The sequence below is a fragment of the Streptomyces sp. NPDC001415 genome (genome assembly GCF_053597395.1).
Genome location: NZ_JBSFIE010000053.1, coordinates 15099 through 31123 on the forward strand (window position 1 = coordinate 15099; position 16025 = coordinate 31123).

The window sequence follows — 16025 nt, forward strand, 5'->3', positions numbered from 1 at the left end:
CGGGGCGCCGGTTCACATTCCATGGGGTCCCCGGTGCGACCAGGAGTCGCAGAACACAGAACGGAACGTCATGGGTGAACCCCTCCTGTCCCACGCGGTGCGAGCCGCCAAGTGGGCCCGAGGAGCAGCAAGTCGTGCACGGCTGCGTACCGAACAGATCGACACGCTCCCCGCGCTGGGCGCCCGCGGACGTTCACTCGCTCTGCTGCGGCCCGTCCACCTGTCCGTCCTCGGGGGCCGCACCCTCAACCTCGCTCTGCCCTGCCTCTCGCTGCCCGGTGGCGTGACCGGGGCCGGACTCCTCCTGGAGTCCCGCGGGCGCAGCCAACGCCTGCCTCTGGAGCTGGAACCCCAACCTGACGGCGGAGTTCTGCTGACCTTGACCACCCCGCTGCGCCACGCCCGCCTGGACGCACCGGACGCCAGGGGACTTCGACTGCACGACGGCATCTGGCGGCTCTCTCTGGTGGCCACCGACCGTGCGGGCCGACAGCACCGGGCCGCGGTGGCTTCCCTCGCCGCGTCCATCGGCGACGGACCCACGCTGCGGACCTCGCCCGACCCCGCAACCGGCGTGCGCTACCGAGTGGCCCGAACCGTGGACGGTCACGCCGTGATCAAGGTCTCCGCGCCGCGCCGGCAAGCCGAGTTGACCGCCCTTGACCTGAAGTGGGACCGGATCACTGTGCGGGGCAGGCTGCTCGCCGTCCAGCCCCCTCACGACGCCTACGCGGCCGAGGCGATACGCCGTGGCGCCGCCGGCACGGCCATCGCCATACGGCCGCGCTGGCAAGGCTCCGAGTTCACCTTCGACCTGCCGCTCGCCGAGATGAGCCGGAACAGCCGCGACCAGCGCATGTGGGACATCCGCCTGACGTCCAACACCACCCGGATCAAGATCGCCCGCCGTCTTACCGACGTACGCCATCCCAAGCGGGTCTTTCGTACGCCCTTCCGTGCCGTCGCCCTGGACGACGGCACCGTTCTGCGCGTGCACGCCCATCTCTCCGCAGCAGGCACCCTCGCTGTCAGCTGCGCCCCCTTCGTCACCCCCGAGGACTCCACCCGATGAAGATCACATTCCTGCTCACCTGGGGTGACGAGATGGGCGGCACCGAGATGGCCGCCTACACCCAGGCCACTCACCTGGCAGCCGGCCACCAGGTCGAGGTCATCAGCGTCTTCAAGACCCGTCCCGAGCCCTTCTTCGAGGTCGGCCGTACCGTCCCGCGCCGCTACCTCATCGACCGCACCGGCCCCTACGAACAGCCGGTCCGCGCAAGCGACTTGAGCGAGCAGGAATGCCGCACGCTCGCCTCGCTGCCCAGCGAGGTCATCAAGCCCTCCTGGGAAGCAACCTTCGACCGCCTTTCCGACATCGAGATGGCCGCCGCCCTCGGCTCCCTCGATGCGGACGTACTCATCACCACCACCCCGGCCCTGATGGCCGCGGCCGCCGAACTCGCGCCCGCCCGCGTCATCACCGTCCACCAGGAACACCGCGCATCTCAGCTGCGCGGCGCCACCGGCGAGCCGCTGCTGGTCTACGCGCCCCGCATCGATGCCCTGGTCTCCCTCACCGAGCGCACCAACGACTGGTTCGCCGACTCCCTGGGGGCGGCCGCCCCTGAACTCGTCGCCATTCCCAACGCCGTCCCCAGTGGTTTCCGGCCCCGGTCCGACCTCGACAGCAAGACGATCGTGCTCGCCGCGCGGATGACGCCGGAGAAGCAACTCGACCATGCCGTCGAGGCCTTCGCGACGCTGGCCGATGAGCACCCCGACTGGACCATGCGCATCTTCGGCGACGGCCCACAGGAGGTGAACCTCCGCCGCCTGATCGACGGCCTCGCCCTGCACGACCGGGTCCAACTCCTCGGCCGCTCCGCCCAGATGGAACAGGAATGGGCGAAGGCGGCACTCGCCGTGCTGCCCTCCCGCAATGAGGCGTTCCCGCTGGTGCTGTTGGAGGTCTTCGCCGCGGGCGTGCCGGTCGTCGCGTACGACATCGTCACCGGCCCCGCCGAGATCGTCCGGCACGGCACCGACGGGCTGCTCGTGCCGGCCGCCGACAAGGATTCCCTCGCCGCGGCCATGGCCAAGCTGATGGAGGACGACGACACCCGCCTCGCCTACGGCACCGCGGCCCGCCACGGGGTGTACGAGCGCTTCGGCTCCGCCGACATCGCCGCTCGCTGGGAAGCCCTCTTCACCCGTCTCGTATCGCGGCGTGAGGACCCCAAGCGGCTGGCCCAGCGCGCCGACCGCACCGCCCGGCGCATCGCGGCCGGCGGCACCCGCAGCTTCAACATCAGTGCTCCGGTCACGGCCCTCGCCCACTCCGCCGACGAGCAGAAGGCACGCGAAGTCCTCCTCCAGGCTCAGGACCGCACCGGCACCCTGGTACGCACCGCCGGCCGCCTCGCCGAAGTCCGCGACGACGTCCTGGCCCCCCGCATGGCCGAGTGGAACCTCGAACTGGCCACCGCCGCCCTCACCGCGCACCAGGTCCCGTACGTACTCCTGCGGGACGGCGGCACCTCGTACCGCATCGCCGTCGAAGTCGAGCGCAGGGCCCAGGCATTGGACGCCCTCGCCACAGAGCTGCACGGCAAGCCCGTCTACGGCGAACTCATCGCCCCGAAGGGCGCCGCCCCCGGCGCATGGCTGGCAGAGCGGTTGCGTGATGCGGGGGACGTTGCCGGAGTCCGCGTCTTCAAGCCTGTGACCACTACCGGCCGCACCCTGCGATACGGTCCCGCCTTCGGGTGCACCGTCGAATTCTGGGCCGTCAGCGACGAGGACGAGGAATTCCCCGGCTGGCGCAAGGCCCCCCGCGGCTCCACGCTGATAGGCCCACGCCTGCCCAGCCTGGAGGCCACCGCCACGCTACGGGTGGCCGAGCGCGAACACCCCACCGCCGCCGCATTCACCGGCCGGCTCATGAACGACGTCGACTTTCCCATCGACGTCGTCTACACCTGGGTCGACGACACCGACCCCGCCTGGCAGCGGCGCCGCGACAACGCCCGCCGCGAAGCCGGCATCGCGACGACGGGCGGCGCGGACAGCGGCGACGTACGGTTCCGCAACCGCGACGAACTCCGCTACTCTCTGCGCTCCTTGGCCATGTACGCACCCTGGGTGCGCACCATCCACATCGTCACCGACGACCAGGCACCCGCCTGGCTGGACACCAGCGACCCCCGCATCAAGCTGGTCAGTCACCGGGACATCTTCACCGACCCCACCTGGCTCCCCACCTTCAACTCCCATGCCATCGAGGGCCAGTTGCACCGCATCGACGGCCTCGCGGAGCATTTCCTCTACCTCAACGACGACGTGTTCATCGGACGGCCGGTGACCCCGCAGGCCTTCTTCGACAGCAACGGCACGGCACACCACTTCCGTTCCCCCACCGCCGTACCGCCGAACGAACTCTCCGAGGACGACGAAGGGTACTTCGCGGCAGCGAAGAACAACCGAGCCGTGCTGGAGCGGGAATTCGGCCGCATCGCCACCCACAGCTTCCTGCACGCACCGCACCCTCTGCGGCGCAGCGTCCTCGAAGAGATCGGCGAGAGGTTCTCCGCCGAGGTGGCGGCAACAGCCGGCAACCCCTTCCGCGCCGCCACCGACCTGTCCGTCACGTCATCGCTGCACCACCACTACGGCTACCTCACCGGACGCTCCACCCCGGCGACGATCTCCTGCACCTACGTCAACGTCGGCAACTCCCAGCACCACACGGTCCTGAGCCGCCTGCTGGCCACCCGCGGCCGTACCGTCTTCTGCATCGGAGAATCCGCAGACGCGGAGGTCTCCGTCACGGAGCAGGACCGCACCCTGCGCGCCTTCCTTGAGGCCTACTACCCCGTGCCCTCACCCTTCGAGCGCAGCTGATCGATCCTGGTGATTTTATGGGTGTGGTTGGGTGGGCGACCTGTTGTCCGCACCTGCCCAGCCATCGCCCGGCTCCAGGCGTCACGGGCCCCGCACCGTCGTGCAGCTCACCCTAAGCAAGATCGCTTAGGGTGACCGGCATGGGTGATCATCGCTTTCCGTACGTCCAGGTTGACGGGTGCGCCGTTGCTCCCGACCCGCTGCCCACGGTGTTGATGGGCGGGTTCGGTCACATGACCGCGATGCAGGTCAGATCCGGGCGGGTGCGTGGGCTCGACCTCCACCTGGCCCGTCTGGACACGGCCACCCGGGAACTCTTTGGCCAAGAGCTGGACGGCGCCCTGGTCACCGGCCGGCTTGGCCAAGCCCTTGAGGAGGCCGCGGTCACCGACGCATCCGTGCGCATCTACGTCTACCCACCACAGGAAGGGCCGCTCCCGGTGACGGTGGTCGTCGTCCGGCCTCCGGCGCCCGATCTCGCCGGACAGCGTCTGCGGAGTGTGTCCTACCTGCGTCCCTTGGCCCACCTCAAGCACGTGGGGGTGTTCGGGCAGGCCTACCACTTGAAGCGGGTGGCCGCTGAAGGGTTCGACGAGGCGCTGCTGGTGGGGCCGGACGGCATGGTGGCCGAGGGAGCCGTCACGAACGTGGGCTTCCTGAAGGGCCGCACGGTGATATGGCCCCAAGGGCCTTCCCTGGACGGCATCACGATGCTGTTGCTGCGACAGGAACTGGGCAGGGCGGGCATCGCCTGGCGGGAGGAACCCGTGCCGTTGGCGGAAGTGGCCCGCTTCGATGCAGCCATCGTCTGCAACTCCCAGGGCATCGCCGCCGTAACCCAGATCGATGACATCCGGTATCCGCCGGACACGGCACTTGTCGGGACAGCGCAGAAGCTGTACCAGCTCGTCCCATGGGACGAGCTGCGCTGAGCCCCCTTCCGGCGACGAACTCGGGAAACCCCGGACGGAAAGGGCTTGTTGTGCCTGTTCTTCGGTGGAGCACTGGAACGCTGCCGACGGATGCGGCTTCGGCGCATTGTGTGGCGGCGCCGTCACCCTCCCGCCCTCGGCGTCCTGGCCGGCGGCGGCCGCCAGAGCTGGCCGTCACGTGCCTGTTGGAATCGGGCCCGTCCGTTAGGCCGCTTCGAACCATTTCGGCGCCTTCCTGGGTTTGCCGGAATGGACACGTGCAAGACGTCTACGGCTCTCGCGACCTGGATGAGGTGTCTTCCGTACTACAACTGGGGCACCCTCGCGAGGAGTAGGACCGGCGGGGCGGCACGGCCCCCGGCCCTCAAGGCGCCTACGGTATTCGCCAACCGCCAACGGCATTCGCCAACTGGACGCGTGCTTCGGCCGAGGCGGACGCGCCGACTGGCTACCTGTCCGGTGACTTGGCGAGGAAGACGCCTGCCTCGGCCGCTCCCACCACCCCGCCTGACGGCCTGATGCCCCTCCAACGTCCGGCCTCTGGGCCGGACTTGGGTCGGCGTGATCGAGAAACCTCACCGCCGGGGGCTTGATTGTCGTCCAACAGTCCTGGGTGGGCCGGTCCGTCCCCGTGCTCCGGCGAGCTGGACGAGTGCACGCCGCGCTTCGCTGCCGGCAAAGCGGGGGTGAGTCGCCGCCCACGGCGATGCGGTCAAGGCCCTCAAGGAAGCGTCCAACGCGATGACTTCCGCGGCCGGGCAGGCGCGCGAAGCGGACCGCATGCTCTCCGCCGACCAGGCCGGCAAGGCCCTGTCCTCCTACGACAGCGTCAAGGCCGAGGCCGCCCGCCAGGTCGACATCGCCGCCGGCTCAGCGAAGGCCGCCAAGGTCGCCGCCGCCCAGGCCAAGATCCAGGCGGATGTTCTCGTTGAGACCGGCCTGACCTACGGTACGCAGTGGTCCGATGTCGCATCAGGCATCGCGGCAGCTGCGGATGCGGCTGTCAAGGCGGGTCAGACCGCGCAGAAGGCGATCGAGGCCACCGAGGCCGACGCCAAGGGTCTCAACGCCAAGAACCAGGCCGAGCTGCACGAGCAGCAGGCCAAGGCATGGCGGGCCGCCGCCGTCGAGCACGCGAAGGCCGCTGTTTCTTTGGCCGAGGCCGCCGACAAGCAGGCCAAGATCGCAGCCGACGCGGCCGCCCACGCCAAGACGGCCCGCATCGCAGCCGAGAAGGCCGAAAAGGAAGCCTGGGAGCACGCCAAGAAGACCCGCGAAGCACGGGAAGAGGCCCAGCGTCAGGCGAAAATCGCCGCCGAGCAGCGTGCCATCGCCGAGCGCGAGCGGGATCTCGCGGCGCAGGCACGTGCCCGCGCCGAGAAGGAGCGGAACAACGCAGCGGCCGCGCGGGCACGCGCGGAGGCCGAGGCCCGTACGGCATCCGCGGCACGCGCCGAGGCCCAGGCGGCCGGCGCCACCGCGGCGCAAGCGCGGGCACACGCCGCCGAGCAGGAGGGCATCGCGTCCAAGGCGGACGAGAGTGCGCGGGGCGAGGAGACCAACGCCCGCAATGCCCGCAACAGGGCGTTCAAGGCCGAGCAGGAACACGACGCGAAGGAATCCCGAGCCCAGGCCACCGAAGCGATCGCCGCCTCGGCCCGGGGTACGGCGGACGCCGGTGTGGCGCTTGCCGCGTCGCAGTCGGCGCGAGCGGATGCCAATACCGCCAAGACGGCAGCCGGTGAAGCCCGCAGCGCCGCCAACACCGCGAGTGGTGCGGCGGTACGAGCCCGGTCCGCGGCCACCGAGGCCGCAGGAGCGGCGGCCCGGGCACGGGCAGCAGCCGCAGAGGCCACCGCACACGCTGCCCGTGCCAACGAGGCGGCGAGCAAGGCCGAAGCCGCAGCTGCCGCCGCCAATGCCGCGGCGAACAGGGCCGAAGCGGAGGCCGCCAAGACTCATGCGGCCGCGCAGCGTGCCAACTCAAGTGCGGCCGAGGCCACCTTGCAGGAGGCCCGCGCGGGAATGGCTGCGCAGGAGTCCGCCCGGCTGGCCGGCCTTGCCGCGGCTGAGGCGAACAACGCCCTGCAGGCCGCCAACCGCACCAAGGCAGAAGCCGAAGGCGCGGTCCGCGAAGCCGCCATGGCCAAACTGCAGGCCACGATCGCGGTGCAAGCTTCCGTGGCCGCCCGAAGCACCGCGGCCGGCATCGCCGACCCGGCCAACACCGCGATCGAGCTGACCGCACCGTTCTCCGGCAAGGACATCGACGCGGACTTCGCCGCCACGGTGGCCAAGGACGCCATGGAGATGGGGCAGGAACAGGTCGCTTCCGCCGAAGCGAAGGCGGCCGAAGCGGTCAAGGCCGCGGAAGACGCCGAAGCAGCCGCGAAGCGCGCCAATGCCGAGGTGGCCCCCGCGTTCAAGGCAGCAGCGGACGCGGCACGGTCCTCCGCCAACGCGGCACGCTCGACCGCGGCGGCCATGAAGTCCGCCGCGCAGGCGGCAGAGGACGGGGCCAAGGCCAGGGCAGCGGCGGCACGGGCCAACCAAGCCGACGCCCAGGCCCAGGACGACGCCAAACTCGCCCGCCAGAGCGCCAACCAGGCGTACGCGGACGCGGCAGCCGCACGCCAGGCAGCCAACCAGGCCGAGGCTGAAGCAGCACGGGCACGCGGCGCCGCAGCCGAAGCCGACCAGCACGCCTCCGCCGCCAGCGGCGCCGCCGACCTCGCCGAGAAGGAAGCCGCCACCGCCCAGGGCGCGGCAACCCAGGCAGAAGAAGACGCCACCGCCGCGGGCAAACTCGCCGACTCCGCCGAAACGCACGCCAAGTCGGCAGAGGACGCGGCCAAGAACGCCAACACCTACGCCCACGAGGCCGACGAGGCAGCCAAGAAGGCCGAGGAATACGAGCGGGAGCAGGAACGCAAGCGCCGCGAAGAGGCCGCCAAGCAGGACGGCAAGGGTGGCGCGGCCGAACTGACCTGGGAGGAGGAGCAAGCACTCGAAAACGACGGGTTGTCACCCGAGGAGTTCGAGAAGAATCGGCACGTTGCAGACAAGGACATCACCGACTTCCTGATCGAAAACGGCGGACAGATCCTCGTCGACCTCCTCTTCGAAGACATCAAGAAGTGCATCGCCGACGGGAACATCGAAAGCTGCTTCTGGGCGGTGGTCGGTGCCCTTCCGTGGGGCAAGGCTCTCCAGGTCATCAAAAAGCTGCCGGAGATCAGCAAGGCCATCACCCGAATTGTGGGCGGCATCGACAAGTTTCTCGAGGAGTCTGCCGCGGCGAAGAAACTGATCCGTCAAGGCCAGGAAGCACTCGAGAAGTTTCGGAAGACACCACTGGTCTGTCCGGTGGAGGCCCTGACGCCGGACAACAGCTTCACGTCGGAAACCCCCGTGCTGATGGCCGACGGCACGCGTAAGCCCATCCGCGACGTCCGGGTAGGGCAGCACGTTCTGGCCACCAACCCGGGTGTCGGCGGGACCGAAGCGCGCGCCGTGACCGACCTGATCATTGGATCGGGGCAGAAGAACCTGGTCGAGATCACCGTCGACACCGACGGCTCGACCGGGAGCGCCACCGGCAAGATCACCGCCACCGACGGGCACCCATTCTGGGTGGCTGACAAGCACCGCTGGCTGGACGCCAAAGCCGTCAGGGCAGGAGACCGGCTGCGCAACACCAACGGCGAGTTGCGAGAGGTCGTCAACACCCGCGCGTGGACCGAGTCCCGCACCGTCTACAACCTCACCGTCGAGGGCCTCCACACCTACTACGTCGCCGCCGGTTCTGCTGCGGTTCTGGTGCACAACGCCAATAAGAAGTGCAACCTGAACATTCGCCGCGTAGCGGTGGTGGACAGAGACTGGATTCCGAAGGGTGCCCACGTCAACATGATGGACGACATGGAAGTCCTGATCCGTCCGGACGGGAAGGGAGGCATCATGGGTCTTCCTTTCCGCTCATCCAAGGGCTTCGCCTCGCCGAAGCAGGTCGACGCCGTCATCGACAGGCTCAAGTCGAGCCCGAAGCTACGCGCGGATCTACTGCGGGTCACAAAAGACGCCAGGGAGAAGTACATCTACAACGCCAAGGCCATGAAGGAAGGGCGAAAGCCGGATTGGACCTTCAAGGAGGATCGGACGGAAGAGCTGACGGCTTTGATCGAAGCATTGGAGAAGATGTAGATGTCAGATCTTGACTTTTACGTCCATTTCGCCACTCGTGGTGACGTTCTCGGAGCAAGCATCGGGATGGGTCCTGCCGATTGGGAAGCGAAGTTGGGCACCTCCTACGTCGACAACAGGTCGGAGAGCGTCGTCGGCCGAGACTACGGGCTTCTCGACCTCGTTTTTCAGGAGGAGGCGGAGACCTGGCCGTGTATGGGCATCGGTGTGAAAACACACCGTCTCATCGACGGTTCGACCGCTGTTCCAATAGCCCTTGAGGAAAGGTACGGACATTTCGCTCGCCGGGTGAAGTTTGACGACCTACGTTCATCGATGGCGCGCTTGGGATACTCGGTCGAGCCCGACCCCTCCACCAGGGATGACATCCATCAGTACCGGGTCTCCGAGTCCGGCGCCAGGATTTTTGTCGTCGCTGAGGTAGACCCCTACGGAGAAAGTGACACGGATCTGGACGACCCCGCTGGGGAACAAGTGGGGGATGTCTGGTCCATAAGCTTCTCCCCCGCCTGGTGGTCGGCCTGACACGCGGTCCGGCCTGAACCATTCACAAAGAGCGCGGCGGGTTCTCTACGAGTGCCCGCCGCGTCTCTTATGCCGCAGCGTCAGGGCGGGACTGCGGCAGCGGCCGCCGTCCCACTGATGAACTTGCGTCAGTTCACGTCGTCCGTCGTTCGGTGGTCCCGACGGACGTCTACCGCCCCCCGTGCCTGCGGAATCTCCAGATCAGCCGCAGCCGCCGCGAGGACGTCCGCGCTGTAAGCGCCGTAGCCCTTCTTCTCCAGACGGCGGGCTGTCTCACGCCGAGGGACTGGCCCAAGGCGGTCTGGGTCACCCGCCGGTCCTGGCGGGCGCATGGAAGCAGTTCCTGGGAGACGGATTTGGGCGGGCCCGCCTCGTCGGACTGGCAGCGATCGAGGCCACGGCCTGGTTGGCGCTGCTGGGGAGGCGGTACCGCATTCTTCAACTCCGGTGACTTCGACGGCGACGGCAAGAGTGACCTGGCCCTGCTGTACGACTACGGTGCCGGGCACGTCAGCCTGCTCACCCTGAACGCGAACCCGAGCGGTAGCGGCGGGTTCGGCGGTCTGGTTCCGCGCTGGGACGGAAGCCACTGGGGCACCGGCACGAAGTTCATGACCACCGGTGACTACAACGGGGCCGGCAAGAGCGACATCGCCCTGTTCAAGGACTACGGCACTACCGGTGCCACCTGCGCGGGCGACGCCCACCAGGCCATAGCCACCCTCACAGCCGACCCCTACGGCACCGGTGCCCTGCACAGCCCGGCCACCGCCTGGGAGAGCACGTGCTGGGGAGGCGGCACCGCGTTCATGAACTGACGGCACGCCGAGAAGTCACCGTGGCAGAAGTCCGGCGAGCGGTGTTCGCCGGACACAAGCTGCGCGTCCACTACGCGGCTGTGAACCAGATCCCGACGTGGCGCACGGTGGACCCGATCGGCCTGGCCACCGTACGCGACCAGGGCTACTTGCTGGCCACGAGATCTGGCGCGGACCGCACCTACCGGCTGTCCCGGATGTTGGCCGCGGAGGACGGCTTGCCGCCCGTCGCCTCGCCGAGGAAGCGTCCGACCTGGTGGCCGCCTCCGCCAGCGTGCTTCTCGCTGGCGGGTCGCCCGCCCGGCGAGTCCTGGGCGAGCGCTGCCATGCCCTTGCCGGACAGCTCGGGAGGGGTCTCCATGGCCCACACGGTTTCGTCGGCGGGCAGCAGCCTGGCCAGTGTCGCGTACCGGGTGACCGCCCACTCGCTGACGAACACTTGCGTACGAACGATCGAATCGCCCCGGTCGGCCAGCGCATGGTGCCCTCGCGAGTCACCGTCCTCGACGAGTTCCCGCTGTCGCGTGGCAAGGTTGACCGCGTGGTGCTCTTCGACCGAGGCGAAGGCCCTGCCGAGCACGGACGTCGAGGACGACGCTGATCCAACGGACGTGACCGCACAACTACGGCGTTAGTCGGGCAGGGAGGCCGCGAGCAGCCGCACGATCGCTGCCTCGGGATCCGACGGCGGCGCGGGCAGCGAGGTCATAGCCGTATGACAGCCGCACCGGCACCAAGTTCCAGATGAGGATGGCATCCTCGGCCTCGGAGGAGTAAGTCTCGCCGACCGCGTCAGCCATGTCGGCGGCGGAGTCACACTTTCGAAAGGCCGGGCAGCCTCCCTGGATCGAGAAGCCCATCGTCGTTTCTATCGCGCGGTCGGGCAAGCGTGCACCACGGGGCGGCTCCCGGCCTTCCCCGCTCCGTGGTCCCCTGGAGCCGGTCACTCACCGTGAAAGTCAGGGATTCCGGACGTAGCACTCCCGACCTACTCCTGGGGGCTACCCGGAGCGATCACTTCGACCTGACCACCCCGCTCACGGATCCACGCCTCGATCTCCGCGCCGGCCAGCTCTCGGGAGGATTCGGCACTGCAGACGGTGATCGGACCGAAAACGGTGCCGGTCAGGCCACGCACCACCGTGGAGTCGTCGACCGTGACCTTGAAGGTGTTGTGGAACAAGACCGCGTCGGTCAGGTCCGCTCCCCTCAGATCGACGCGGCAGAGCGAGGCGCCCATGATCCGCGTTTCTCTGAAGCTCGCTCCCGATGCGTCGGCCCCGTACAGCGAGGCCTTGACCATGTCGGCACCGTCGAGCCGCGCCGAGCGGAGCACGGCCTCGTCAAGATTCGCCCTGACGAGGTCGGCGCCGGTGAGGTCGGCGCCGGTGAGATCCGCCGACCGCAGGTCGGCTCGGTAGAAACTCGCTCCCACCAGCCGCACACCCGCCAGGACCGCCTGGATGAACCACGAGCTCGTGAAGTCCCCACTCGAGAGGTCGGCCCCGCGGAAGTCGTGCTCGATGCCGAAGAGGCTGTGGCCTTCCTCGGCCAGCCATTCCTGCAACTGGCGCGACGCCTCAGGGTCGGCCGGGAGCGTCTTCGGCTCCCATTTCTTATGGGTACCAGATGGCACGATCTCTCCCCCCACGGCTTTCGGCGCATCCGTCACCGCTGAGCCACCCGCGGTCGCGACCGGCGCGGGCGGCTCAGCGGGGCAGTCACGCCCCGAGGAACTCGCGGACCCCGGCCAGCGGCCGAGAATGTGCCGGATCCCCCGAAAGACTGGGCCTCCGAGAATTCCGGCCGTTGAATTTCCCCAAGAAGGTCACTATGCAGGGACTCAGCCGCCCGTCTGGTCAAGCAGCATCCAGAACTCCGCCACCTCGGCCGGTTCAGATCCGGTTGCCTGTCCTGCCAGCGGATCGCCTGGCAGATCCCCCATCTCAGTCAAGGCAGCCATGGGGCTCGGCCCGCGGTCGTATGCCTCCTGGAACCGGGCCAGCCACACCAGGCCGGCCCGGTAGCCGAGGAGGTCCGCCTTATCGCGGGGCGCGAAGCTCGCGGCGCCTTCGGCGTTCGAGGCCCACAGATAGCCCAGCACTTCCTGATCGGCGCGTACGGGGAAATGCCGAACGCGGCCGGGCGCCCATCGTTCATATCTGGGCGGAAGCGACGGGGGCTGACTGAAGATTTCATTACGGTGTAGATCAGTAGCCGTTACCGAGTCGCCAACTGCGTGTCGGCTTTCCGTTTTCGTCCCACTTGAGTTCTTCAAGAAGCGTCAAGCCATCGTCACCGAATACCTTCCGTGAGGCGAGTGCTCCGTTGGCGTGCCACTCCTTGAACTCCCCGCAGGGCAAGCCCTCTCGTAGCCGTCCCTCTGACCGTAGGGTGCCGTCCGGGTACCACTCGCGCGACAAGCCATCCTGGACACCGTCTGTGTAATGGTCCAGGCTCACCAGTTTGCCTGCCATGTATTCCGCTACTTCTCCGGTAAACAACTCACCTTGGTAGAGCAGGCGCTGGGCCTCGTCCATGTCCACTTCAGGGCTGTCGATATCAATTCGGCGTGTCGCGGTCATCAGGGGATCCAGTTTTCTTCGCTCGGAGGGAAGCCTGTGAAGCGTCCGTGGCTGCTGGGTACCCCCTGCAGCATATGGTTGCAGTTTGCACAGAACGGGGCTGCTCGCCCAGTCAGTCCTGTTTCCTTGTTGGGGAGGTAGGGGAACTCCACGGATGCTCTCAATTCGGCAAGTACCGATTCCCCGTCCGGCAGACCTAGCTTCGTGCGTTGCTTGAGTAGTTCGTTCACTGCCTTTACCTCGGCGTGTCCCAAAGGGTGGTCCTTATGAGGTGGCGGGTCGCCGATGGATTCATAACGAGCTGCAAGTGTAGGGTGGAGTTCATCCTGCGGGATGATATCGTCCGCCTTGCCGTTGATTCCTTCGAAGATCTGGCCCGTACGCAGGTCAATTACTGCCCCGACACACGCACCAGTCTGTTTTCTCGGGAAGCTGCCAGCCTCCTTCGCCGCGCGGTAGGCGGCAGCGCGATCACGAGCGAGGTCGTCAAGGTAGTCGGCCACTGGGCGGCCATCAACCTCAGTGATGAGGTGATTGGTTACTCCGGTCCGTGTCTGGTCCAGTTGAGCAAGGAGCTTTGTGCCGGGGCCGGGGGGAGGTGGGCTGATGTCTCCACTTGGTACGTCGTGTGAGGGGCCGCCGCCGGAACGTCCCTCCGCATGCTGGTGCTGGTCACCGCTGTATTCGGTGGGCGAGGGGCTGTGACTCCCCGGGTGCGCGACGCTCGCCTCGGGCGGAACCCCGTGATCAGGATGTTGCCCCCCGGGTTGGGCAGCGTGCTCGGGTATGTGGGCGCCGTTGCTCGGGCCGCTGGGCCGTGATGCCTGCGACGTCTCGGACGAACCCTCGTTACGGAAGCCGTTGGTGGCTCCGTCGGGCAAATGCTCGGCATTCCTTGGGGCGCCGGTCTGCGTAGCCGTCGAGTGGTCCGCAGCGTGCTCTCCCGGCTGGGCGCCTGCCATGGCCGGTTCGTGGCGGGGGAGGTTGTGTGCCAGGAATGCCCGCTCGGCAGCTGAGAGTTCGATGTGGGCTGCGGTTTTCGTGCCGTCGGCCAGGGTGACGGTGTTTTCCTTGAGGTTGAGGCGGCTGCCGTTCGGCCACTCGATCACGTCGCCCTTGACGACCGGCACCCCGTCGGCGAATTTGGCGTAGGTGCCGTCGGGCTGGAGGTGTCCGGTGCCGGACAGGATGTCGTTGTAGGCGCCCGAGTTGAGGGTCTTGAGGGTGGCGAACAGGTCACCGACCTTGCCGACGCCGAACTTGCCCGCAGAGAAGACATACGTCATCGGGTCGACGACCCGGCCCACCTTGCCCAGCACCGAGACCGTTTTCGCCACCGCGCCGCCCTTGACCGCCGTCCCGGCGCCGGCGGTGAAGACGGTGGTCAGGACGTTGAAGGCGACCCCGCCCGCCGCCCGGGACGGGTTCTTGCCCCACTCGTCGTACGCGATCAGCGCCTTACCGGTCTCCTTGAGCGCGGTGCGCGACTCGCGGAACCAGGTCGGCATCGTGCTGTCCGGGGCGGCCATGTAGAAAGCACCGGCGCCCGGGGCTACGGCGATGGCCAGGCCGGTGGCGACCTTGGCCAGGCCCCACCAGGCCTCGCCGGCCTTGTCCCAGCCGTCGGCGCCGAGCAGGGTGTCGATGCCCTGGACGGTGCCCCAGATCCCGTCGACGATGAAGCCGTCCCACACAAAGCTCTTGCCCTGGTGGTACAGCCAGCTCAGCCCGGTGTACTCGGGCGCGGCGTAGGTGCCCCAGGGGGCATTCTCCAGGTGGTCGAGGTCGGCGGCGCCGGCTCCGTAGGCGCTGGTGCCCTTGGGTAGCATCTGCCCGCCGCTGAGCTTTCCCAGGACCAGGGTGGTGCCGCCGACCAGTGCGGTGATCTTGTTGTGGCAGGTGATCTCGGCCGCGTAGAACGCCTCCAGGGTGGCCTGGACCTCGTGCTTCAGGGCGTCGTTGCGGTCCCGCTTGGTCTCATCACGCCGCCAGTGCTCGTCGCCCGCGATGCTCACGGTGAACGCGTACGCCTGGCGCTGGAGGTCTTCGAGCTTCTTCGCCAGCGGCCGCACCTCCTGGCTGTACGCGCTCAAAGCGCCGGACACCTTCTCCAACTGCCCCGCGAACGTGGCCGTCTTGGTGGCCACCGGCGCGGTCGTGGCGAACAACTGCTCCGCCTCCGGCGCCTTGTAGAACGCCGCCGCACCCTGGAAATGGGCATGGATCCCCGCACCGGCATCACGAAATGCCCCGGCCTGCGCATTCAGGAGCGCCGTGTCATGGTCGAGGCTGTCCAGGTCACCGGTGAACTGCGGTATACCCGAGGGCACAATCGACTCGGGCTCACTCACTGACGGCCTGCTTCCCCGAGAACCCCGGCGGAGCAGGGGTGGGCTCGGCCAGAGCTGCGTGCTGGGCCTGCGCGGCCATCGTCAGATCGCCCTTGACGTACTCCGTCGTCGCCTCGGCCGCCCCGGTCAACGACTTCCCCGTACGCTCCGCGACGTACCGAAGGTCCTTCTGCCAGTGCTGCATGAACTCGCCCAGCGCCGCCGCCACCGGACCCGTCGCCAGCGCCGGCCCGGTATACCCGGACGCGACCGTGCCCGCCGCCGTCGCCGTCCGCGGCAACGTGTCACTCAGATGCGTCCCCGCCGTCGACAACTCCTCCGCCGACACCGCCGCCTTCTGCAACGCACCCTGCACCCCGGACGGACTCACATCCCACCCCGACACCACAAACTCCCTGCTCCCCGTTGTTCCAACCCCCGTGCCCCGCAAGGCTCGTCCTGTACGCCGCTTGTGCCGTCTCAGCCGATGGCGTCGACGGCGGCTTTCGCCTTGGCCAGCGTGGACTGGGCGGTGCCGTCGTTGAGTTCGAGGGTGCCGCGGACGAGGCGGATGATTTCGCGGACTTCGGTGGCGGCCTTGTTCCAGCGCAGTTCCTTGCCGTGGTACTCGTCGGAGACGCCGTCGGCGGTGAACTCGGCCATGGCGGCCTTCACGGCGCGGTCGCGGTCGGTGAGGACGCGTTCCAGGTGGCCGACGATCCCGGCGAG

General features: G+C 68.1%; 13 protein-coding genes and 1 pseudogene. 7 read left to right on the top strand and 7 right to left on the bottom strand.

Translation table 11 applies throughout. The features are described from left to right. The first annotated feature begins 70 nt into the window (after nt 1-70). The 7 genes and pseudogenes from ACWC2B_RS36160 to ACWC2B_RS36190 form a co-directional block, all read left to right on the top strand. The gene (locus ACWC2B_RS36160; protein WP_450724284.1) at nt 71-1072 is read left to right on the top strand and encodes a hypothetical protein; all 1002 of its coding nucleotides are present in this window, start codon (nt 71-73) and stop codon (nt 1070-1072) included. Further along, a complete protein-coding gene (locus ACWC2B_RS36165; protein WP_450724286.1) occupies nt 1069-3903 on the top strand; it encodes a stealth conserved region 3 domain-containing protein in 2835 nt (944 codons plus the stop codon). The genes ACWC2B_RS36160 and ACWC2B_RS36165 overlap by 4 nt, the downstream gene beginning before the upstream one ends. A 140-nt stretch (nt 3904-4043) precedes the next feature. Then, complete coding sequence (locus ACWC2B_RS36170) at nt 4044-4835, top strand: aminotransferase class IV (protein WP_450724308.1); 792 nt, start codon at nt 4044-4046, stop codon at nt 4833-4835. Between the two features lie 741 nt (nt 4836-5576). Then, a complete protein-coding gene (locus ACWC2B_RS36175) occupies nt 5577-9038 on the top strand; it encodes a polymorphic toxin-type HINT domain-containing protein (protein ID WP_450724288.1) in 3462 nt (1153 codons plus the stop codon). Then, the gene (locus ACWC2B_RS36180; protein ID WP_450724290.1) at nt 9039-9563 is read left to right on the top strand and encodes a hypothetical protein; all 525 of its coding nucleotides are present in this window, start codon (nt 9039-9041) and stop codon (nt 9561-9563) included. Nucleotides 9564-9919: 356 nt separating this feature from the next. Further along, a complete protein-coding gene (locus tag ACWC2B_RS36185) occupies nt 9920-10381 on the top strand; it encodes a hypothetical protein (protein ID WP_450724292.1) in 462 nt (153 codons plus the stop codon). Next, a pseudogene (locus ACWC2B_RS36190) lies at nt 10375-10626 on the top strand (WYL domain-containing protein); the annotation flags it as partial. The gene ACWC2B_RS36185 and the pseudogene ACWC2B_RS36190, both read left to right, overlap by 7 nt. Here ACWC2B_RS36190 and ACWC2B_RS36195 read toward each other — a convergent pair. The 7 genes from ACWC2B_RS36195 to ACWC2B_RS36225 form a co-directional block, all read right to left on the bottom strand. Continuing rightward, the gene (locus ACWC2B_RS36195) at nt 10563-10961 is read right to left on the bottom strand and encodes a hypothetical protein (protein WP_450724310.1); all 399 of its coding nucleotides are present in this window, start codon (nt 10959-10961) and stop codon (nt 10563-10565) included. The pseudogene ACWC2B_RS36190 and the gene ACWC2B_RS36195 sit on opposite strands and share 64 nt — an antisense overlap. Before the next feature lie 408 nt (nt 10962-11369). After that, nucleotides 11370-12053 carry a pentapeptide repeat-containing protein gene (locus tag ACWC2B_RS36200; protein ID WP_450724294.1) on the bottom strand — a complete coding sequence of 228 codons (684 nt, stop codon included), beginning with the start codon at nt 12051-12053 and terminating at the stop codon, nt 11370-11372. Nucleotides 12054-12224: 171 nt separating this feature from the next. Further along, nucleotides 12225-12485, bottom strand: coding sequence for a hypothetical protein (locus ACWC2B_RS36205; RefSeq protein WP_450724296.1), 261 nt, complete (start codon nt 12483-12485; stop codon nt 12225-12227). Nucleotides 12486-12591: 106 nt separating this feature from the next. After that, a complete protein-coding gene (locus ACWC2B_RS36210; RefSeq protein WP_450724298.1) occupies nt 12592-12966 on the bottom strand; it encodes a toxin-antitoxin system YwqK family antitoxin in 375 nt (124 codons plus the stop codon). Beyond that, entirely contained in the window at nt 12966-15317 is a 2352-nt protein-coding gene (locus ACWC2B_RS36215; RefSeq protein WP_450724300.1) for a hypothetical protein, read from the bottom strand. Before ACWC2B_RS36215 ends, ACWC2B_RS36210 begins: the two co-directional genes overlap by 1 nt. Further along, on the bottom strand, nt 15310-15702 hold the full coding sequence (locus ACWC2B_RS36220) for a DUF6507 family protein (RefSeq protein WP_450724302.1): 393 nt from the start codon (nt 15700-15702) through the stop codon (nt 15310-15312). The genes ACWC2B_RS36215 and ACWC2B_RS36220 overlap by 8 nt, the downstream gene beginning before the upstream one ends. Before the next feature lie 74 nt (nt 15703-15776). Then, nucleotides 15777-16025 (bottom strand): pore-forming ESAT-6 family protein (locus ACWC2B_RS36225; protein ID WP_450724304.1); only part of this gene is annotated, 249 nt, incomplete at its 5' end.